General features: G+C 64.2%; 18 protein-coding genes. 3 read left to right on the top strand and 15 right to left on the bottom strand.

The annotated features are described in order from the left end of the window. Positions 1-5: 5 nt before the first annotated feature. The 14 genes from nuoI to JQ587_RS04570 form a co-directional block, all read right to left on the bottom strand. On the bottom strand, positions 6-500 hold the full coding sequence (gene nuoI / locus JQ587_RS04635; protein ID WP_191093171.1) for an NADH-quinone oxidoreductase subunit NuoI: 495 nt from the start codon (positions 498-500) through the stop codon (positions 6-8). A gap of 8 nt (positions 501-508) precedes the next feature. Further along, a complete protein-coding gene (gene nuoH, locus JQ587_RS04630) occupies positions 509-1576 on the bottom strand; it encodes an NADH-quinone oxidoreductase subunit NuoH (RefSeq protein ID WP_212300926.1) in 1068 nt (355 codons plus the stop codon). Between the two features lie 5 nt (positions 1577-1581). Further along, positions 1582-3657, bottom strand: a complete 2076-nt coding sequence (gene nuoG / locus JQ587_RS04625) for an NADH-quinone oxidoreductase subunit NuoG (RefSeq protein ID WP_212424532.1) — start codon at positions 3655-3657, stop codon at positions 1582-1584. 5 nt (positions 3658-3662) lie between these two features. Continuing rightward, complete coding sequence (nuoF, locus tag JQ587_RS04620) at positions 3663-4988, bottom strand: NADH-quinone oxidoreductase subunit NuoF (RefSeq protein WP_128951516.1); 1326 nt, start codon at positions 4986-4988, stop codon at positions 3663-3665. A gap of 15 nt (positions 4989-5003) precedes the next feature. Next, positions 5004-5207 carry a hypothetical protein gene (locus tag JQ587_RS04615; protein WP_212300929.1) on the bottom strand — a complete coding sequence of 68 codons (204 nt, stop codon included), beginning with the start codon at positions 5205-5207 and terminating at the stop codon, positions 5004-5006. Next, positions 5207-5818: an NADH-quinone oxidoreductase subunit NuoE gene (nuoE, locus tag JQ587_RS04610; RefSeq protein ID WP_212300930.1), complete on the bottom strand. Its 612-nt coding sequence runs from the start codon at positions 5816-5818 to the stop codon at positions 5207-5209. The genes JQ587_RS04615 and nuoE overlap by 1 nt, the downstream gene beginning before the upstream one ends. Positions 5819-5828: 10 nt before the next feature. Further along, positions 5829-6791, bottom strand: coding sequence for an FkbM family methyltransferase (locus JQ587_RS04605; protein WP_212424531.1), 963 nt, complete (start codon positions 6789-6791; stop codon positions 5829-5831). Next, positions 6791-7987 (bottom strand): NADH-quinone oxidoreductase subunit D, encoded by a 1197-nt coding sequence (locus JQ587_RS04600; RefSeq protein WP_212300932.1) that lies wholly within the window; start codon positions 7985-7987, stop codon positions 6791-6793. Before JQ587_RS04600 ends, JQ587_RS04605 begins: the two co-directional genes overlap by 1 nt. Before the next feature lie 2 nt (positions 7988-7989). Then, entirely contained in the window at positions 7990-8604 is a 615-nt protein-coding gene (locus tag JQ587_RS04595) for an NADH-quinone oxidoreductase subunit C (RefSeq protein ID WP_212424530.1), read from the bottom strand. Positions 8605-8615: 11 nt separating this feature from the next. Then, positions 8616-9203 carry a NuoB/complex I 20 kDa subunit family protein gene (locus JQ587_RS04590; RefSeq protein WP_194475600.1) on the bottom strand — a complete coding sequence of 196 codons (588 nt, stop codon included), beginning with the start codon at positions 9201-9203 and terminating at the stop codon, positions 8616-8618. Further along, a complete protein-coding gene (locus JQ587_RS04585) occupies positions 9194-9559 on the bottom strand; it encodes an NADH-quinone oxidoreductase subunit A (protein WP_092290902.1) in 366 nt (121 codons plus the stop codon). Before JQ587_RS04585 ends, JQ587_RS04590 begins: the two co-directional genes overlap by 10 nt. Positions 9560-10037: 478 nt before the next feature. Then, positions 10038-11174: a PepSY-associated TM helix domain-containing protein gene (locus JQ587_RS04580; RefSeq protein ID WP_212424529.1), complete on the bottom strand. Its 1137-nt coding sequence runs from the start codon at positions 11172-11174 to the stop codon at positions 10038-10040. A gap of 22 nt (positions 11175-11196) precedes the next feature. Continuing rightward, the gene (locus tag JQ587_RS04575) at positions 11197-13446 is read right to left on the bottom strand and encodes a TonB-dependent siderophore receptor (protein WP_212424528.1); all 2250 of its coding nucleotides are present in this window, start codon (positions 13444-13446) and stop codon (positions 11197-11199) included. Positions 13447-13630: 184 nt separating this feature from the next. Further along, on the bottom strand, positions 13631-14146 hold the full coding sequence (locus tag JQ587_RS04570; protein WP_212424527.1) for a MarR family winged helix-turn-helix transcriptional regulator: 516 nt from the start codon (positions 14144-14146) through the stop codon (positions 13631-13633). A 176-nt stretch (positions 14147-14322) separates the two neighbouring features. Here JQ587_RS04570 and JQ587_RS04565 point away from each other — a divergent pair, with 176 nt between their 5' ends. Together JQ587_RS04565 and JQ587_RS04560 are read left to right on the top strand one after the other, a co-directional pair. After that, the gene (locus JQ587_RS04565; protein ID WP_212424526.1) at positions 14323-15513 is read left to right on the top strand and encodes an aromatic ring-hydroxylating dioxygenase subunit alpha; all 1191 of its coding nucleotides are present in this window, start codon (positions 14323-14325) and stop codon (positions 15511-15513) included. Between the two features lie 159 nt (positions 15514-15672). Continuing rightward, a complete protein-coding gene (locus tag JQ587_RS04560; RefSeq protein ID WP_212424525.1) occupies positions 15673-16965 on the top strand; it encodes a spinster family MFS transporter in 1293 nt (430 codons plus the stop codon). 6 nt (positions 16966-16971) lie between these two features. Here the strand turns inward: JQ587_RS04560 and JQ587_RS04555 are convergent, their stop codons facing one another. Further along, positions 16972-17880 carry an alpha/beta fold hydrolase gene (locus tag JQ587_RS04555; protein ID WP_249154174.1) on the bottom strand — a complete coding sequence of 303 codons (909 nt, stop codon included), beginning with the start codon at positions 17878-17880 and terminating at the stop codon, positions 16972-16974. Positions 17881-18102: 222 nt separating this feature from the next. On the opposite strand from JQ587_RS04555, the gene JQ587_RS04550 reads away from it, so the two are divergent. Next, the gene (locus JQ587_RS04550) at positions 18103-18306 is read left to right on the top strand and encodes a hypothetical protein (protein ID WP_212300939.1); all 204 of its coding nucleotides are present in this window, start codon (positions 18103-18105) and stop codon (positions 18304-18306) included. The last annotated feature ends 94 nt before the right edge of the window (positions 18307-18400 follow it).

The following is an 18400-nucleotide window of genomic DNA, read 5'->3' as shown; positions in this document are numbered from 1 at the left end:
TCACCTCACCGGTACGGCGCGTCAAGCTCGATCGCTTTCGCGATCTCGCGTTCCCAGCGATCGCCATTGGCGAGCAGCTTGGCCTTGTCATAGAACAGTTCCTCGCGGGTCTCGGTCGCGAACTCGAAGTTCGGACCTTCGACGATGGCGTCGACCGGACAGGCCTCCTGGCAGAGGCCGCAATAGATGCACTTCACCATGTCGATGTCGTAGCGCACGGTGCGGCGGGTGCCGTCGTTGCGGCGCGGGCCGGCCTCGATGGTGATGGCCTGCGCCGGGCAGACCGCTTCGCACAGCTTGCAGGCGATGCAGCGCTCTTCGCCGTTCGGATAGCGGCGCAGCGCATGCTCACCGCGGAAGCGCGGCGAGATCGGGCCCTTCTCGAACGGATAGTTCAGCGTCGGCTTCGGCTGGAAGAAATAGCGCATGGCGAGGAAGAACGCCGAAACGAATTCCGACAGCAGGAGCGAGCGTGCAGTGGCGTTGACGTTGATACCCATGACGGCCCTCACTTCGGCGCGATGCCGGCGAATTGCAGCACGCCGGCCACCACGACCACCATCACCAGCGAGAGCGGCAGGAACACCTTCCAGCCGAGGCGCATCAGTTGGTCGTAGCGGTAGCGCGGCACGATCGCCTTTGCCATCGCGAACAGGAAGAACATGAAGAACAGTTTCAGCGAGAACCAGATGATCCCCGGCACCCAGTTGAAGGGCGGCAGGTCCACCGGCGGCAGCCAGCCCCCGAGGAACAGGATGGTGGCCATCGCGCACATCGTGACGATCGCGACATACTCGCCGAGCATGAACAGCAGGTACGGCGTCGAGCCGTATTCGACCATGAAGCCGGCGACGAGCTCGGATTCCGCTTCGACCAGGTCGAACGGCGGACGGTTGGTCTCCGCCAGCGCCGAGACGTAGAACACCACGAACATCGGGAACAGCGGCCAGACGTACCAGTTCAGGATGGTCAGCTGCGGCAGCCCGATCAGGCTGGCAAGGCCGCGGACATGCTGGGCCTCGACCACGGCCGACAGGTTCAGCGTGCCGGCGCAGAGCAGCACCGTGATGATGACGAAGCCGATCGAGACCTCATAGGACACCATCTGCGCCGCCGAGCGCAGCGCGGCCAGGAACGGGTACTTCGAGTTCGACGACCAGCCGGCCATGATGATGCCGTAGATCGACAGCGACGAGATCGCGAAGATGAAGAGGATGCCGACATTGATGTCGGAGATCACCCAGCCGAGATTGGTCGGGATCACCGCCCAGGCCGCCAGCGCGAGCACGCAGGACACCAGCGGTGCCAGCAGGAAGACGCCCTTGTTGGCGCCGGCCGGAATGATCGGCTCCTTCAGCACGAACTTCAGCAGGTCGGCGAAGGACTGGAACAGGCCCCAGGGACCGACCACGTTCGGGCCGCGACGGATCTGCACCGCCGCCCAGATCTTGCGGTCGGCGAGCAGGATGTAGGCGATCGCGACCAGGAGGACGACGAGCACCAGCACGCTCTCCGCGATCATGATGATCAGCGGCCAGAGGAAGCCGGTCCAGAATGCGCTTTCGAAGAATTCCATCTAGCTCACTCCGCTGCGGTCAGCATCTGCCCGGAGGCAAGCCGCGAACATTCCGCCATCACGGCGGACGCACGCGCGATTGGGTTGGTCAAATAGAAGTCCTCGATGGCAGCCTTGAACGGCGCCTTCTCGGGCGAGCCGCCCTTCCCGGCCAGCTTCTTGATCTGGTCGGCTGCGCCCGCCTCGATCTGGTCGAGACGGATCAGATGCGGCACCGCCTTGAAGATCACCTGGCGCAGGGCGGCGAGCGAGTCGTAGCCGAGCTTCTTGCCGAGCGCTTCCGAGAGCGCACGGACGATCGCCCAGTCCTCGCGGGCTTCGCCCGGCGGGAATGCAGCGCGACCGGTCATCTGCACGCGGCCCTCGGTGTTGACGTAGATCGCGGACTTCTCGGTGTAGGCGGCAGCCGGCAGGATCACGTCGGCGCGATGCGCGCCGCGGTCACCGTGGGTGCCGATGTAGACGACGAAGGTGCCGTCCGGCGCCTTGATCTCGTCGGCGCCGAGCAGGAACAACAGGTCGAGCGTCCCGAACGTGGTCATCTGCGCCCCGTTCAGGCCGCCTTGGCCGGCGACAAAGCCGATGTCGAGCGCACCGACGCGCGAAGCGGTCTCGTGCAGCACGCCAAAGCCGTTCCAGCCGTCCTTCACCGCGCCGACGTCGAGCGCGAGCTTGGCGGCGGCAGCCAGAATGGCGGCGCCATCGTGACGCGAGGCCGCGCCCGCGCCGACCAGGATGATCGGATTCTTGGCGTTCTTCAGCACGTCCATGAAGGAATGCTTGCCGGAAGCGAGCTCGCCGAGGGTCTCGGTGCCTGCGCCGAGATGGTCATAATCGTAGGTCAGATCGGCCTTGGCGCCGATCACGCCGACCTTCAGGCCGCCGGCGCGCCAGCGCTTGCGGATGCGGGCGTTGAACACGGCCGCCTCTTTCCGCGGATTGGCGCCGACGATGAGCAGCGCATCGGCCTGCTCGACGCCTGCGAGCGTCGGGTTGAAGATGTAGGAGCCGCGGCCGAGCGCGGGATCGAAGGCGTCGCCGCCCTGCACTGCCAGATTGGCCGAGCCGAATTTGGCCAGCAGGTCCTTCAGCGCGAACATCTCTTCGACGCCGGAAAGATCGCCGGCGATGGCGCCGATGCGCTTGCCGTCGGTCCGGGCTGCCTTGGCTGCGATAGCCGCAAAAGCTTCCGGCCAGCTGGCCGCACGCAGCTTGCCGGCCTCGCGGATATAGGGCCGGTCGAGGCGCTGGGTGCGAAGGCCGTCGACGATGTGGCGGGTCTTGTCGGAGATCCACTCCTCGTTCACGGCCTCGTTGATGCGCGGCAGCACCCGCATCACCTCACGGCCGCGGGTGTCGACGCGGATCGCAGAGCCGACGCCGTCCATCACGTCGATCGACTGGGTCTTGCCGAGCTCCCACGGGCGCGCCGCGAAGGCATAGGGCTTCGAGGTCAGCGCACCGACCGGGCAGATGTCGACGAGATTGCCTTGCAGTTCCGACGTCAGCGCGTGCTCGAGATAGGTCGTGATCTCCATGTCTTCGCCGCGCCCCGTCGCGCCCATCTCGGGAGCACCGGCGACTTCCGCCGAGAAGCGGACGCAGCGCGTGCACTGGATGCAGCGGTTCATCGAGGTCTTGACCAGCGCGCCGAGATATTTGTCCTCGACCGCACGCTTGTTCTCGGCGAAGCGGCTGGTGTCGACACCATAGCCCATCGCCTGGTCCTGCAGGTCGCACTCGCCGCCCTGGTCGCAGATCGGGCAATCCAGCGGATGGTTGATCAGAAGGAATTCCATCACGCCTTCGCGCGCCTTCTTCACCATCGGCGAACGGGTCGAGATTTCCGGCGGCTCGCCCTTCGGGCCCGGACGGCAATCGCGCACGCCCCAGGCGCAGCTTGCGACCGGCTTCGGGCCACCCTTCACCTCGACGAGGCACATCCGGCAATTGCCGGCGATCGACAGCCGCTCGTGATAGCAGAAGCGCGGAATCTCGGCGCCGGCCGCCTCGCACGCCTGAAGCAGCGTGTACTCGGCGGGGACATCGATCTCTTTGCCGTCGATGATGAGCTTGGTCATGTCTCTTACTCCGCCGCGACCATGTTCACGGGATCGCGGACGCCGATATCGTCAATGTCGGCCTTATGCGAATATTCATCTATGCGCGCTTCGATCTCATGACGGAAATGCGCGATCAGGCCCTGGATCGGCCAGGCAGCGGCGTCGCCGAGCGCGCAGATGGTGTGGCCTTCGACCTGCTTGGTGACTTCAAGCAGCATGTCGATCTCGCGCTTGTGGGCGCGGCCTTCGGCCATGCGGGTCAGCACGCGCCACATCCACCCCGTGCCCTCGCGGCACGGCGTGCACTGGCCGCAGCTCTCATGCTTGTAGAAATAGGAGATGCGGGCGATCGAACGGATCAGGTCGGTGGACTTGTCCATCACGATCACGGCCGCGGTGCCGAGGCCCGAGCGCAGCTTGCTCAGGCTGTCGAAATCCATCGGCGTATCGATGATCTGCTCGGCCGGCACCATGCGCACCGAGGAGCCGCCGGGGATCACGGCCTTGAGGTTGTCCCAGCCGCCGCGGATGCCGCCGCAATGCTTGTCGATCAGCTCACGGAACGGAATGCCCATGGCCTCTTCGACGTTGCAGGGCCGCTCGACATGGCCGGAGATGCAGAACAGCTTGGTGCCGACATTGTTCGGACGGCCGATGCCGGCGAACCAAGCGGCGCCGCGGCGCAGAATATCCGGCGCAACCGCGATGGATTCGACGTTGTTGACGGTGGTCGGGCAGCCGAACAGGCCGACGTTCGCCGGGAACGGCGGCTTCAGACGCGGCTGGCCCTTTTTGCCTTCGAGGCTTTCGAGCAGCGCGGTTTCCTCGCCGCAGATGTAGGCGCCGGCGCCGTGGGCGACGTAGATGTCGAACGGCCAGCCGTTGACGTTGTCCTTGCCGACCAGCTTGGCGTCATAGGCCTGGTCGATCGCAGCCTGCAGGTGCTCGCGCTCGCGGATGAACTCGCCGCGGACATAGATGTAGCAGGTGTGCGCGTTCATCGCGCAGCTCGCGATCAGGCAGCCCTCGATCAGCAGGTGCGGATCGTGCCGCATGATCTCGCGATCCTTGCAGGTGCCGGGCTCGGACTCGTCGGCGTTGACGACGAGATAGCTCGGCCGGCCGTCGGTCGATTCCTTCGGCATGAAGGACCATTTCAGGCCGGTCGGGAAGCCGGCGCCGCCGCGGCCGCGGAGCCCTGAGGCCTTCATCTCGTTGATGATCCAGTCGCGGCCCTTGTCGATGATATTCTTCGTACCATCCCAGGCGCCGCGGCGCCGCGCGCCCTCGAGACCCCAATCATGGAGGCCGTAAAGGTTCTTGAAGATGCGGTCCTTGTCCTCGAGCATATCAGTGCTTTCCGATCAACGGTTGGCCTGCTTGTAGGCAAGCCCGGCGGCGCAGACGGCGAAGGTCAGCGCCCAGAGCAGACTGGATTCCAGCGTCGCGTTCATCATGAAGCGCTGCAGCAAGAACATGAAGGTGGCCGCGAGCGCGGTGTGCATGGCGACGAAGCCCCATTTCTTCACGGCTTCGCTCCCCCGGTTGGCCTGAGACGGAAGCCTCATCAGGAGGTCTCCTTCAGAGTGGTCGGCCCGCCCGCCGGCGCCGAGAACTGGCGGCCGTTCTGCGGACCGGGCTTCGGCGGATTGCCCGAGGCAAAGCCGTCGAGCACCTTGCCGAAGGTTTCCTTGGTCAGATCCTCATAGGTGTCCTTGCCGATCAGCACCATCGGCGCGTTCACGCAGGCGCCCAGGCACTCCACCTCTTCCCAGCTGAAATTGCCGTCCTTGGAGAGATGGAAGGGATCGTGATGGATCCGGCTCTCGCAGACATGGATGAGATCTTCGGCGCCGCGCAGGCGGCACGGCGTGGTGCCGCAGACCTGGACGTGGGCCTTCTTGCCGACGGGAGCGAGCTGGAACATCGTGTAGAAGGTCGCGACCTCGAGCACGCGGATGTAGGGCATGTCGAGCATGTCGGCGATGACGCGGATCGCGGCTTCCGATACCCAACCCTCGTGCTGCTCCTGCGCGCGCCAGAGGATGGCGATGACAGCCGAGGCCTGGCGTCCGGCCGGATATTTCGCGATCTGCTGCTTCGCGAATGCGAGGTTCTCCTCCGTGAACGCAAAGCTCGCGGGCTGGACTTCCTTCGGGGCTAATCGGCGAACGGACATGTGTTATCTCTCACTGCATACGGCGCGCGGTTTTGGCATTCAGGGCATTGATCCTGTCCTGCCAGAATGCGCTTGCGGTGCCGAAAACGTTGTAGCCGACATGGGTCGAGACCTTGATGCGGTCGAGGATCGACAGCTCGGTCACGGTCTCCAGCCGGTTGGTGCGCGGATCGAGCACGATCAGCTTCAACGGGGTCTGTTCAAGGATGTAGCGCGACACCGCGTGCGTGCGGTCGCTGCCGTGCTCCTCGCACATGATGACGCTGTCGGTCTGCAGCAGCCGGGCGCCGCCCTTGATCGCCTCGATCTCGACGCCCTCGACGTCGAGCTTGATCAGGTATTTGCCGGTGCCTGCGACCTTGCCGTCGTCGATCAGATTGTCGAGCGCCAACACCGGCACTTCCTCGCCGCCATCCGACGGAGCGCCGGCGATGCTGAAGGCCTCATGCTTGGTGCCTGACAGACGCGCGGTGCCGCGGGCAGCGCCGATCGCGCATTTCATGGTCTCGAAGCGGCCACCGTTGACGCGCGCATTGTTGGCGAGCTTCGGATAGTTCTGGCCCGACGGCTCGATCGCGATCGCCTTGTGCGAGCCGAACGGCTTGCTCGACACCAGCACCGACCAGTAGCCGTAATTGGCGCCGCAATCGAGCAACGTGTAGTCGACGTCGATGCTATCGGCGAACAGCAGCTCCAGCTCGTCCTCGTAGCAATAGGAGCGGTTGAGCAGCTTGCTCCAATAGCCGTCGCCGTACGGGAATTCGAACACGGCATCCGGGTTGAGCTTGATCGCGATGTTGCGCTCGGGCAGCGTTTTCCGCAGCAAGTTCGCGCAGGCGATGTAGCCCATATGCGAGAAGTGCGACGAGATCTTCGATCCCGTCACCAGCGCCAAGGCAGCCGTCCGCTCCCACAGGTTGGCCCCTTCCAGGGCCCCCGAGGCACGGTCAAACTGGATTGGCGCCTGCGCCATCACCGATCGACCTCTCCGAACACGATGTCGAGCGAGCCGAGAATGGCCGAGACGTCGGCGAGCAGATGGCCGCGGCAGATGTGGTCCATCGCCTGAAGATGGGCAAAGCCCGGCGCGCGGATCTTGCACTTGTAGGGCTTGTTGCTGCCGTCGGAGATGAGATAGACGCCGAACTCACCCTTGGGCGCTTCGACCGCGGCGTAGACTTCGCCTTCCGGCACGTGAACGCCTTCGGTGTAGAGCTTGAAGTGGTGGATCAGCGCTTCCATCGAGCGCTTCATCTCGCCACGGCGCGGCGGCGCAACCTTGTTGTCTTCGACGACGACAGGCCCCTTCCCGTCGGCTGCATTCAGCTTCTGGATGCACTGCTTCATGATGCGGACGGACTGACGCATCTCCTCCATGCGGATCAGATAGCGGTCGTAGCAGTCGCCGTTCTTGCCGATCGGAATGTCGAAATCCATCTCGGCGTAGCATTCATAGGGCTGCGACTTGCGCAGGTCCCAGGCGGCGCCCGAACCGCGCACCATCACGCCCGAGAAGCCCCACTCCCAGGCTTCCTTCAGCGGCACCACGCCGATGTCGACGTTGCGCTGCTTGAAGATGCGGTTGGCGGTGAGCAGCCGGTCAAGGTCGTCCACGACTTTCAGGAACGGATCACACCAGGCATCGATGTCGTCGACCAGCTTCTGCGGCAGGTCCTGATGCACGCCGCCGACGCGGAAGAAGGCTGCATGCATACGACTGCCGGAGGCGCGCTCGTAGAACACCATCAGCTTCTCGCGCTCTTCGAAGCCCCACAGCGGCGGGGTCAGCGCGCCGACGTCCATTGCCTGCGTGGTGACATTGAGCAGGTGAGAGAGAATGCGGCCGATCTCGCAATAGAGCACGCGGATGAGCTGGCCGCGGCGCGGCACCTCGATGCCGAGCAGCTTCTCGGCGGCGAGGCAGAAGGCGTGCTCCTGGTTCATCGGCGCGACATAGTCGAGCCGGTCGAAATACGGGATCGCCTGGAGGTAGGTCTTCTGCTCGATCAGCTTTTCGGTGCCGCGGTGAAGCAGGCCGATATGAGGATCGACGCGGGCGACGACTTCGCCGTCAAGCTCCAGCACGAGGCGCAGCACGCCGTGCGCCGCGGGATGCTGCGGTCCAAAGTTGATCGTAAAGTTGCGAAGCTGTTCGGGTTGCTCGTTCATGATCAGGCCTTCGGTCCCGCTTTTTCATCACCCGGAAGGACCGGATAGTCGGCCCCTTCCCACGGAGACAAAAAGTCGAACTTGCGGAATTCCTGGTTGAGCCGGACAGGCTCGTACACCACGCGCTTCTCCTGATCGTCGTAGCGGACCTCGAGGAAGCCGGTGGTCGGAAAGTCCTTGCGCAGCGGATGCCCCTCGAAACCGTAATCGGTGAGGATGCGGCGCATGTCGGGGTGGCCGACGAAGAACACGCCGTAGAGGTCGTAGGCCTCGCGCTCGAACCAGTCGGCGCCGGGGAACACCTCGATCAGCGACGGCACCTGCGTGGTCTCATCGGCCTGGGCCTTGAGGCGGATGCGGGCGTTCAGGGTCGGTGACAGAAAGTGATAGATCACGTCGAAGCGCTTTTCGCGCGACGGATAGTCGGCCGCCGTAATGTCGGTGAAGTTGACGAAACGGCAGTTCGGATCATCGCGGAGGTACTTGACCACCTCGACGATCTTGCTGGCTTCGACATCAACCGTAAGTTGGTTGAAGGCCACCGAATGACCGATGGCAGCGCCCGGAAGCGCGCTCACGATCGTCTGCCCCAGGGCGTCGAGCTTGGCGTCGTCCATGACGTAAAACCTTAGCGTTCGATGGTGCCGGTGCGGCGGATCTTCTTCTGCAGCAGCAGCACGCCGTAGAGCAGCGCTTCCGCCGTGGGCGGGCAGCCCGGCACGTAGATGTCGATCGGCACGATGCGGTCGCAACCGCGTACGACCGAGTAGGAATAGTGATAGTAGCCGCCGCCATTGGCGCAGGAGCCCATGGAGATGACGTAGCGCGGCTCAGGCATCTGGTCGTAGACCTTGCGCAGCGCGGGCGCCATCTTGTTGGTCAGCGTGCCTGCGACGATCATCACGTCGGACTGGCGCGGCGAGGCGCGCGGCGCGAAGCCGAAGCGCTCGACGTCGTAGCGTGGCATCGACACTTGCATCATCTCGACCGCGCAGCAGGCGAGACCGAACGTCATCCACATCAAGGAACCGGTACGGGCCCAGGTGATGAGGTCGTCGGTCGCGGCCACGAAGAAGCCCTTGTCGGACAGTTCGTGATTGACCTCGAGGAAGAACGGATCATTGGCCCCGACCGGCTTGCCGGTCGACGGATCCAGGATGCCCTTGGGGGCCGGCGCGATGGCCGGACCGGCGGACGTTGCAGGGTTCAATCCCATTCGAGTGCCCCTTTCTTCCATTCATAGGCGAAGCCCACCGTCAGCACGGCAAGGAACACCAGCATGGACCAGAAGCCGGTCGCGCCGAGCTTGCCGAACGCCACCGCCCAGGGAAACAGGAACGCCACCTCGAGGTCGAAGATGATGAAGAGGATGGCGACCAGGTAGAAGCGGACGTCGAATTTCATGCGGGCGTCGTCGAAGGCGTTGAAACCGCACTCATACGCCGACAGCTTTTCCGGATCGGGCTGCTGGAACGCCACGATGAAGGGCGCAATCAGCAGCACCAGGCCGATGATCGCAGCTACCCCTATGAACACGACGAGTGGAAGATAGTTCTGTAGAATGCCGCTCATTGACGAGCCCTTTTTCCCGCAGCCTCGGGACAGCCACGGATTCGTCCGATTTGGAATTATTCTGAGCCTTAGCGCAGTGCACCAATGGGCGCAAGACACGCTCTTTTCAGGCCCTTTGCTGCCTCCAGACCGGTGGAAATCCCGGAATCACCCCGCGGCTGGTATGAAGCAGATCGCCTGACGCGACAAGGGTGGCCACGGTTTTACGGGGCAGCAGCTCTGAGATTGCGGCGCCCAGGCCGCGGGCGCTATTTGCCGCTTATCGTCGGCGAAATTGGCCCGATTTTTTGGCTGCGGCGCCGCACCCAAGCCCGGGCTACGACCGCGACCGGGGCCCCGACTGTCACCCAGGCGACATACTGGCCGGCCGTTCCCCAGAGCAACGCGGCGAGCAGACCGGTCATCGTCGCGGCCGCGAGCAGGATAGGTGCAGCAAAGACACGTATCCACAGGCGCGCGCGGTCGGAGGAGCCATGCATCACGACGGGACCGGGGCTCGTCTGGCGAATGCGTCGGTGCGGACCGGCGCCCGCCTCCGCCGCCGTGCCAGCCAGAGATAAAGGCCGCTGCCGATCACGACGATGGTGAGCCCGTCGAGCGCCGCCCAGATCAGCTTGAGCGGCATGCCGCCATAATCGCCGAAATGCAGCGGCTGCGAGATCAGGAGCGCCTGGAGATAGAGCGGCAGCGCCCTGGTATCGGCAACCTCCCCTGTCGCGCCGTCGAGCAGCACCGGTTTGAGCAGCCGCGCCGTCAGCGCGGTGTCGCCGCGCATGAAAGCTGCAAAATGATGCGAGGACGTGAACGGCGTCCCCGGAAACGCGACGAAGGCGATGTCCATGCCAGGAGCCGCCTGCCTGGCGCGAGCAACCACGTCGTCGAGCGAGGCGAGATGCACAGGCGACGGCTTGCCGGCATAGGGCGCGACCATGCTGGTGAGCTCGGTCGCCTTCCACTGGTTCAGCATCAGCTCGGCCCAGGTATTGACGACGCCGGTCAAGCCCACCACCAGCGCCCAGGCCACCGTCACCACACCGATCAGATTGTGCCAGTCGAGCCAGCGGACGCGGCGCGAGGCGGTGTCACGAATGGTGGCAAAGCGCAGGCGGCGGGTGAACGGCCAGTACAGCACCACGCCGGAGACGATGGCAGTCGCAAACAACAACCCCATCGCGCCGAGGAACAGCTTTCCGGCCTGGCCCGCGAACATGTCGGTGTGCAGCTTGAGCACGATCAGCATCGGCCCGACGCCGACCGGCCCGAGCAGCTTGGCGGAAACGGCGTCGAAGGCCCGGACGGTCGCGTTGTCGGCCGCACCGTCAGGGGCGCTGTTGGTGAAAGCTGTCACGATCCCGGGCTCGTCCTTGTCCCAGGAAACATATTGCAGGACCCTGCCGGGATCCGCGGCGAGCGCGGCGTCGGCGACGACTTGGGGCGTCGCGCGGGCCGCGCTCGCATGAGCTTCGGGCTGGGGGGCGTAGCCCAGGAGCTCATCGATCTCGTGATGGAAGATCAACGGCAAGCCGGTCAGGCAGAGCAACAGCAGGAACAAGGTCGAGACCAGGCTGGTCCAGGTGTGGACCACGGACCAGAGCCTGACCGTGCGCGCCCTCACAGCCCCCTCCCCTTGCCCGCCATCACCACTTGTAGGACGCGCTGGCCGTGACCCGGCGGCGATCCCCGTAGAAGCAGGCCGTTGGAGAGGAACAGCTTGCCACGTAGATCTTATCCGTGATGTTGGCGACGTTGAGCGCGTATCGCCATCCCTGCCGCTCGTAGTGAATGGCCGCGTCGCCCAACACATAAGACGGCACGACCAACGTGTTCACGTTATCGGCGTAGGATTTGCCGACATAGCGAATGCCACCGCCAAAGCCGAGGCCGGTCAACGGGCCGGACTGAATGGTATAGTCGGCCCAGCCCGATGTGAGCTGGCTTGGCGTATTGGTCGGCACCTTGCCAATCAGTGCCGAATTCAGGTCCTTGCTGACGAAGATGTCATAGACGGTATGTGACGCGATCACCTTCAGACCAGGCATGACGTTCGCCACGGCCTCGAGCTCGATGCCGCGCGAAGTCACTTCGCCGGTCTGCACCGACAGCAGCGCATTGCTTGGATTGGTCGTGAGCACATTTTCCCGCTTCAGATCGAACAGCGCGATTCCGAAGTGACCATCGAAGCCGAGCGGCTGATATTTCACGCCCACTTCCGCCTGCTTGGCGGTTTCCGGCAGATAAAGTTGGGGCGGGGTCAGCGTGAAATTGGTTCCGATGATCGGATTGAAGCTTGTCGCGTAGGAAACGTAGGGCGCCAGGCCGACGTCGAAATTGTAGATCAGGCCAGCACGGCCGGAGAATGCGCTGTCGTCGCGACCCAGGCTCGAGCCGATGTGGTTGTCGTTGTAGGTATTGACCCAATCGTTGCGGCCGGACAACACGAGCGTGAATCGATCGAGCTTGATCTGGTCCTGCACATAGACCCCGGCCTGTTTCTGCGTCAGCGTCGCATTCTGATACGGCGCGCCGCTGAAGGTCGCCGTCGGCGCATACACGGGATTGAGCAGGTTGAGCGACGTCGCGGCACCAAATCCCTGGTAGTCGTCGATCGTGTAGTGCTTGAGGTCGATGCCGAACAACGCGGTGTGCTGGAGTGGACCGGTTGCAAAGCGATATTCGAGCTGATTATCGAGATTGGCCTGATTGGCGACGCCGCTGGTGAAGAAATTGCCGCGCGCGAGAGTGGCGGCAGCCGCCGTCGTCGCATAGCCAAGCCCAAACAGCGTCGAATAGGTCACGTCGACATGCGCAAAGCGGGCGTTCTGGCGGAACGTGACGTCGTCGGACAGATTGCGCTCGAACTGATAGCCGACCATCTCCTGCTGGCGCTTGAAGCTGTCGACGCTGGGATCGCCGATGAAACGGCTGGTCGGTATCCTGCCCCAGGGCGCGTCGACCACCGTGCCGACATAAGGCAAGAAGGCGATGCCGCGTGTATCCTGCTTGGAAGCCGACGCGAGAACCGTGAACGACGTGTCCACGTCGGGTTTCCAGGTGACGGACGGCGCGATGAAGTAGTTGTTGTCGGGCGTGAAGTCGACCTGGGTGCCGCCGTTCTGGACCTGGCCGACGATGCGGTAGAGCAACTTGCCCTGCTCGGTCGAGGTCGCCACCGGCCCGCCGAAATCGAACGCCACGTAGGCGTTGCCGAAATTGTTGACGCCGGTCTCGACATAGCGGATCGGCTCGGACGGCGGCATCTTTGAAATCGCATTGACGATGCCGCCCTGGCTCGACCCACCGTACAACACCGCGGACGGGCCGCGCAGGATGTCCACACGCTCCAGATTGAACGGCTGGAGCTTCCAGCTCGCGTAGGACGTGTAGAACAGCTGCATGCCGTCGAGGAAGAGGCCGACATCGTCCGATTTGAAGCCACGGATCAGGAACCAGTCGTTACGCGTATCTGCACCAAACGTTCCAGCGCGGACGCCAGCCGAATAACGCAATATCTCGTCAAACTTGGCTGGCTTCTGATCGCGAATCTGCTCGGCGCCGATCACCGACACCGCCTGCGGCGTCTCCATGATCGGCGTGTTGATCTTGGTGCCCGACGAGCTGCGACCAGCGACATAGCCACGCACCGGACCACGCGGATTCTCGACGACGCCGACATTGCGTTGCGGCTGCGGTTTGCGGCTGTTCGCTGCCTGTAGCTGGCTCTCCGCGCGGCGCCGCACAGGTGCGGCTGCGCGGCGGCGCGGTTCAGGTGCCGCCACGTTCACCGGCGGCAGGCTCTGCGCGCCACCTTGCGATGGCGATTGTGCAAGCGATGCCTGCGGCATCAAGACCCAAGCGGACGCGGTCGCCAACACGGCCGACCGCAGCATTCCAAGACTGTTCAACACGCCACCCCAATGTGCATCCGATGCATCATGCCGCCTGTCCCCGGACGGCATGCGATGGGGTGACGCTTAGGGGAGCGCGCGCGATATCCCTAATTGAAAGGCTCTTAGAAGGACTCTTAGAGAGACTCTTAGAAGCGCTCCAGCGCGCTCGGAGATGTCCGGGCGATCAGCGCGTGTTCTTCTCGATCTCGAGCATCTCGGCGGCGATCGCCGTGAGGCGATCGACATGCTGGAACAACATTTCGAACTCGGCTTCGCTCAGATGTGCAAGCAGGCGCTGATTGCGCTCCTGCGCGCCTTCGACAATCGCATCATGCGCCGCCAGCCCCGCGGCGGTCAGCGAGATCAGAACCTCGCGGCTGTCTTTCGGATTTGCCGATTTCGCGATCAGCTTGCGCGACAACAGATTGGCCAGCGCGCGGCTGATCTGTCCCTTGTCCTGACCGACCGCCTCGGCTAGCCGCGCCACGCTCATCGGCGGCCGGCGGCCGAGCGATGCGACGAGACCGAACTCGACCGAGGACAATCCGGTGAGACGCTTGTAGCGCAGAATGGCACCGCGCTTGAGCAAATTGGCCAGCACCATCAGCCGTGACGACAGCATCACGGTGATCGGCGCCGGCGGATCACTCTCGTCCGCTTCGGGCGACGTCGACCCGCCCCTGCTCTCGGTCTGGCTCATGATCCACCTCTGCCAAGAAAGCCGGGGCCTGCCAAGTCCGCGCCCCGGCTGCGCCGTCCCGGTCAAATGCGACTAAGAGGCATTTAGAAGATCGTTGACATTGTCATCGAATTATTTTTCACTGAGGGCAAGACAACAAAAGCCCGGCCGTCACGGCCGACAGCGGGAGGATCAGCATGACCATCACCCAGCGGGATCGCGATCTCGGCACGGCCTATGCGATGAAGCCGGCGCACACCCGCAGCGAGCTGACCTCGGTGACGCGCGGCACGCCAATGGGCGAGTTGCTCCGCCGCTACTGGCATCCGGTCGGGCTCACCAGCGACGCCACCGACACACCGAAGAAGGTTCGCGCCCTGGGCGAGGATCTGGTGCTGTTCCGCGACAAGCATGGCCGGGCCGGCCTGTTGCACGCCCGCTGCTGTCACCGCGGCACCACGCTCTACTATGGCAAGGTCGAGGAAGACGGCATCCGCTGCTGCTATCACGGCTGGAAATTCGACGCTGAAGGCCATTGCCTGGAGCAGCCCTGCGAGCCCGACGGCGGCCAGTTCAAGGACAAAGTGCGCCAGCCCTGGTACCCCGTCGAAGAACGCTACGGCCTGATCTTCGCCTATATGGGCCCGGCCGAGAAACGCCCGGTGCTGCCCGCCTACGAATGCCTGGAAAATATGGACGACGGCGAGCTGGTCGAAGCCGACGATTCCTCGATCGGCGGCGGCGGTCCCGCCATAATCCCCTGCAACTGGCTCCAGCATTTCGAGAACGTGGTCGATCCCTACCACGTGCCGGTGCTGCACGGCTCGTTCTCGGGTCCGCAATTCACCAACATGATGGCCTCGATTCCGGAGGTGAAGTTCGAGAAGTCGCCGCGCGGCGTCCTCGTGCGTTCGGAGCGCAAGCAGGACGACGGCAAGGTGTTCTATCGCGTCAGCGAGGCGGCGCTGCCGACGCTGCGCGTGGTGCCGAACCCGCGCGTCGCCCAGTTCGCGCGCGTCGAGTCGCTCGGCTGGGTTCTTCCGATCGACGACACCTCGTTCCGCATCTACGTCGCCGGCCGCGTCAAGACGCCTGGCGAGATCAGCCGCATGCGCTCGAAGTTCAACGGCAAATTCTGGTGGGACATGACCGAGGAGGAGCACCAGAAATTTCCGGGCGACTATGAGGCCCAGGTCGGCCAGGGCGGGGTGACGGTTCACTCCGAGGAGCATTTCGGCCAGAGCGATCGCGGCATCCTGTTGATCCGGCGCATGCTGAGCGACCAGCTCGAGGCACTCGCCGCCGGCCGCGACCCGATCGGCGTCTCGTTCGACACAAGCGCGCCCCCGGTCGCATTCGAAGCGGGGAATTACATCCGCGAAGGCTAGAGCCCCATTCCGATAGAATCGGAACGCGACTCCAGCTCCTTGTCTTAACGCGTTTTCCTTACGCGAACCGGTATCCACTTCGCTCGAAAACGCTTTAGGGCTGCCGGCTTCGCTCCGGGCTGGACCGACAACGATAACAAAGACAATTTGGGGGAAGCGATGGTCGATGTGACGTCACAAATGTCGGCGCAAGCGGCCGCTGCCGCAAAGCCCGCGGCGCGGCGCTATTACGTGCTGGGCCTGCTCACCATCATCTACGCGCTGAACTTCCTCGACCGCACGATCTTCAACGTCCTGATCGAGCCGATCAAGAAGGAGTTCCAGCTCAGCGACACCATGATGGGCCTGCTCGCGGGGTTCGGCTTCGCGCTGTTCTACTCCCTGCTCGGCATTCCCATCGCGCGCGTCGCCGACAGGCTCAACCGCCGCAACATCGTAGCCCTGGCGTTCGCGTTCTGGAGCGCGATGACCGCACTGTGCGGCATGGCCGCGAGCGTCACCGCACTGGCGTTTGCCAGGATCGGCGTCGGCATCGGCGAATCCGCGGGCTCTCCGGCCTCGCAGTCGATCGTCGCCGATCTCTTTGCCAAGAACGAGCGTCCGCGCGCGCTCGGCATCTATGCCATCGGCACCTATCTCGGCGTCTTTCTCGGCTATTTCGTTGGCGGCTATGTCAACCAGCACTATGGCTGGCGCATGGCCTTCTATGTCGCGGGCCTGCCGGGCATCCTGCTCGCGCTGATCCTGTGGCTGACGATCTCCGAGCCGAAGCGCGGCGCGATGCAGGAAAACTTCGTACCCGAGCCGCTCGGGCCGACGCTGCGCTTCCTGGCCTCGCAGCAAAGTTTTGTCATCGTGCTGATCGGCTTCTGCCTGACCACTTATACCAACTATGCCACCGCAGCCTGGATCCCGCCCTTCCTCGCGCGCGTGCACCATCTGTCGAGCGCCGAGATCGGCACCTATGCCGGCACCTTCAAGGGCCTCGCCGGCATGGCCGGCACCCTGCTCGGCGGTTTCGTGGTGGCGCAAATCAGCCGCCGCGATGACCGCTGGAAGCTCTGGGCGCCGGCGATCACATCGGGGCTGGCCGGCCCCGTCTTCGCGCTGTGCATGCTGACGCAGGATTTTGCCATGATGGTCGCGATGCTGGCTATGACCTCGTTCCTGGTCGGCTTCCACCTCGGGCCGATCTTCGCGATCGCGCAGACGGTGGCGAAGCCCAGCATGCGCGCACTCGCCTCCGCCCTGATCGCGCTCACCGCGACCTGCTTCGGCCAGGGCGTCGGCCCCCTCGCCGTCGGCGTGGTCAACGACGCGCTGAAGGGCAGCTATGGCGCGGACGCCGTGCGCTATTCGCTGCTCTCGGCCGCGATCACGACCACGCTCGGCGCCCTGCTGTTCGTCTGGGCGGCGAGGACCATCCGCACCGACATCAAGCGGGCGAACTGAGCCCGCTCAAGCGCTCATGAAGGCGAGCATGTCCGCAATCAGCCGTTCGCTGTGGGTCAGCGGCAGCGGATGCGGCGCGCCTTCGTAGACGATCAGCTTGCTGCCCTTGATCAGCTTTGCGGTCTTGGCGCCCGTCAATGGCAGCGGCGCGCTGGCATCCTTGTCGCCGTGAAGGATCAGCGTCGGGCGATCAATCCTGGCGGCGGCGGCGCGCAGATCGGCGAACGAGATGGTCTTGCGGCAGGCCAGCGCCACCGGCAGCGCCACGCTCAGCATCATCTCGCGGATCCAGGTCCGCGTGATCTCGGGCGTGTCCGATGCAAAGAACGGCGCCTCGTTCGCCGCAATCCATTTCGCAAAGTCGCGCGCGACGGCTGCGTTGTCGGCCTCGATCATGGCCTTCGGCACCGCATCCGGATTGTCCTCGGTCTTGACCAGGAACGGTGTCGTCGGCGCGACCAGCACCAGCCTGGCGATCCGGTCCGATCCGTATCGGCCGAGATAGTTCACCGCCTCGACCGTCCCCATCGAGAAGCCGACCAGCGTCACATCGCGCAGGTCGCGCGCCTCGATCACGGCGGCGACGTCATCGGTCAGCGTGTCCAGATCATAGCCCGACGACGGCATTTCGGACCGGCCGTGCCCCCGCCTGTCGGGCGCAACACAGCGGAAGCCTTTTGCGGTAAGCGCCGCAATCTGGCTCCCCCAGGTGCTGGCGTCGAAGGTCCACGCCGACAGCAGCAGCACCGGCTTTCCGCTTCCCCAGTCCTGCACGAACAGCTTTGTGCCATCCCTGGCCGTCACATCGGGCGCTCGCGCAGCCGGCTCGGCCGCTGCCGCCGGCGCGCTCACGCCCGACGACGCCGCCATGGCGGTTCCCAGCAACGTGGCTTCGAGGATTTTTCGACGGTTCATGGTGCTTCTCCCCGGATCGTGCGCGGCCGATGGAAGCGATCATGACGACGGGATCGGTCGCCCGCGATTACGCGCCAGGTAAGACCGTGCCCGACTTTCGCCGCGAAACCGGTCAAATGGGCCGATGAAACCATTTTGCGGAACCCGCGAAACGATCCGGAAACAGATGCTCCTTAAGACACGAGCCTACAGACGGCGCCAAAGCCCGTCGGGAGGCTTTCGATGAACCACTCAATTCACTCTGCAGATCGGGGTACCCACCTGAAGATCGTGGTGGTGGCGCTGGTGGCCGGCATCGCAGTCGCCGCCTTCGGGATCGCAGCCCGCACCAACGCTGATTACAGCCAGACCGCCCAGTCCACCCACGTGATCAAGGCCGGCAAGCCGGTGGTGATCACAAGCTCGGGCACCTCTGAGATCCGCTAATTGCGGAAAAGCGATCCGGTTTGAGACGAAATGGCCGCCCCGGGGCGGCCTTTTGCATTTGGTAGAGCCTCAAGAGTTCAGGCCAAGCTATTGA

Source organism: Bradyrhizobium manausense, assembly GCF_018130615.1.
GTDB classification, from domain to species: domain Bacteria; phylum Pseudomonadota; class Alphaproteobacteria; order Rhizobiales; family Xanthobacteraceae; genus Bradyrhizobium; species Bradyrhizobium manausense_A.
Note: the sequence above shows the minus strand (reverse complement) of the source record. Positions and strands in the feature narration are given on the sequence as shown.

Excerpts from the sequence above, each read along its gene's own strand:
- nuoI (WP_191093171.1), bottom strand. The coding sequence starts at position 500 with ATGGGTATCAACGTCAACGCCACTGCACGCTCGCTCCTGCTGTCGGAA.
- nuoH (WP_212300926.1), bottom strand. The coding sequence starts at position 1,576 with ATGGAATTCTTCGAAAGCGCATTCTGGACCGGCTTCCTCTGGCCGCTG.
- nuoG (WP_212424532.1), bottom strand. The coding sequence starts at position 3,657 with ATGACCAAGCTCATCATCGACGGCAAAGAGATCGATGTCCCCGCCGAG.
- nuoF (WP_128951516.1), bottom strand. The coding sequence starts at position 4,988 with ATGCTCGAGGACAAGGACCGCATCTTCAAGAACCTTTACGGCCTCCAT.
- JQ587_RS04615 (WP_212300929.1), bottom strand. The coding sequence starts at position 5,207 with ATGAGGCTTCCGTCTCAGGCCAACCGGGGGAGCGAAGCCGTGAAGAAA.
- nuoE (WP_212300930.1), bottom strand. The coding sequence starts at position 5,818 with ATGTCCGTTCGCCGATTAGCCCCGAAGGAAGTCCAGCCCGCGAGCTTT.
- JQ587_RS04605 (WP_212424531.1), bottom strand. The coding sequence starts at position 6,791 with ATGGCGCAGGCGCCAATCCAGTTTGACCGTGCCTCGGGGGCCCTGGAA.
- JQ587_RS04600 (WP_212300932.1), bottom strand. The coding sequence starts at position 7,987 with ATGAACGAGCAACCCGAACAGCTTCGCAACTTTACGATCAACTTTGGA.
- JQ587_RS04595 (WP_212424530.1), bottom strand. The coding sequence starts at position 8,604 with ATGGACGACGCCAAGCTCGACGCCCTGGGGCAGACGATCGTGAGCGCG.
- JQ587_RS04590 (WP_194475600.1), bottom strand. The coding sequence starts at position 9,203 with ATGGGATTGAACCCTGCAACGTCCGCCGGTCCGGCCATCGCGCCGGCC.
- JQ587_RS04585 (WP_092290902.1), bottom strand. The coding sequence starts at position 9,559 with ATGAGCGGCATTCTACAGAACTATCTTCCACTCGTCGTGTTCATAGGG.
- JQ587_RS04575 (WP_212424528.1), bottom strand. The coding sequence starts at position 13,446 with ATGCTGCGGTCGGCCGTGTTGGCGACCGCGTCCGCTTGGGTCTTGATG.
- JQ587_RS04570 (WP_212424527.1), bottom strand. The coding sequence starts at position 14,146 with ATGAGCCAGACCGAGAGCAGGGGCGGGTCGACGTCGCCCGAAGCGGAC.
- JQ587_RS04565 (WP_212424526.1), top strand. The coding sequence starts at position 14,323 with ATGACCATCACCCAGCGGGATCGCGATCTCGGCACGGCCTATGCGATG.
- JQ587_RS04560 (WP_212424525.1), top strand. The coding sequence starts at position 15,673 with ATGGTCGATGTGACGTCACAAATGTCGGCGCAAGCGGCCGCTGCCGCA.
- JQ587_RS04555 (WP_249154174.1), bottom strand. The coding sequence starts at position 17,880 with ATGAACCGTCGAAAAATCCTCGAAGCCACGTTGCTGGGAACCGCCATG.
- JQ587_RS04550 (WP_212300939.1), top strand. The coding sequence starts at position 18,103 with ATGAACCACTCAATTCACTCTGCAGATCGGGGTACCCACCTGAAGATC.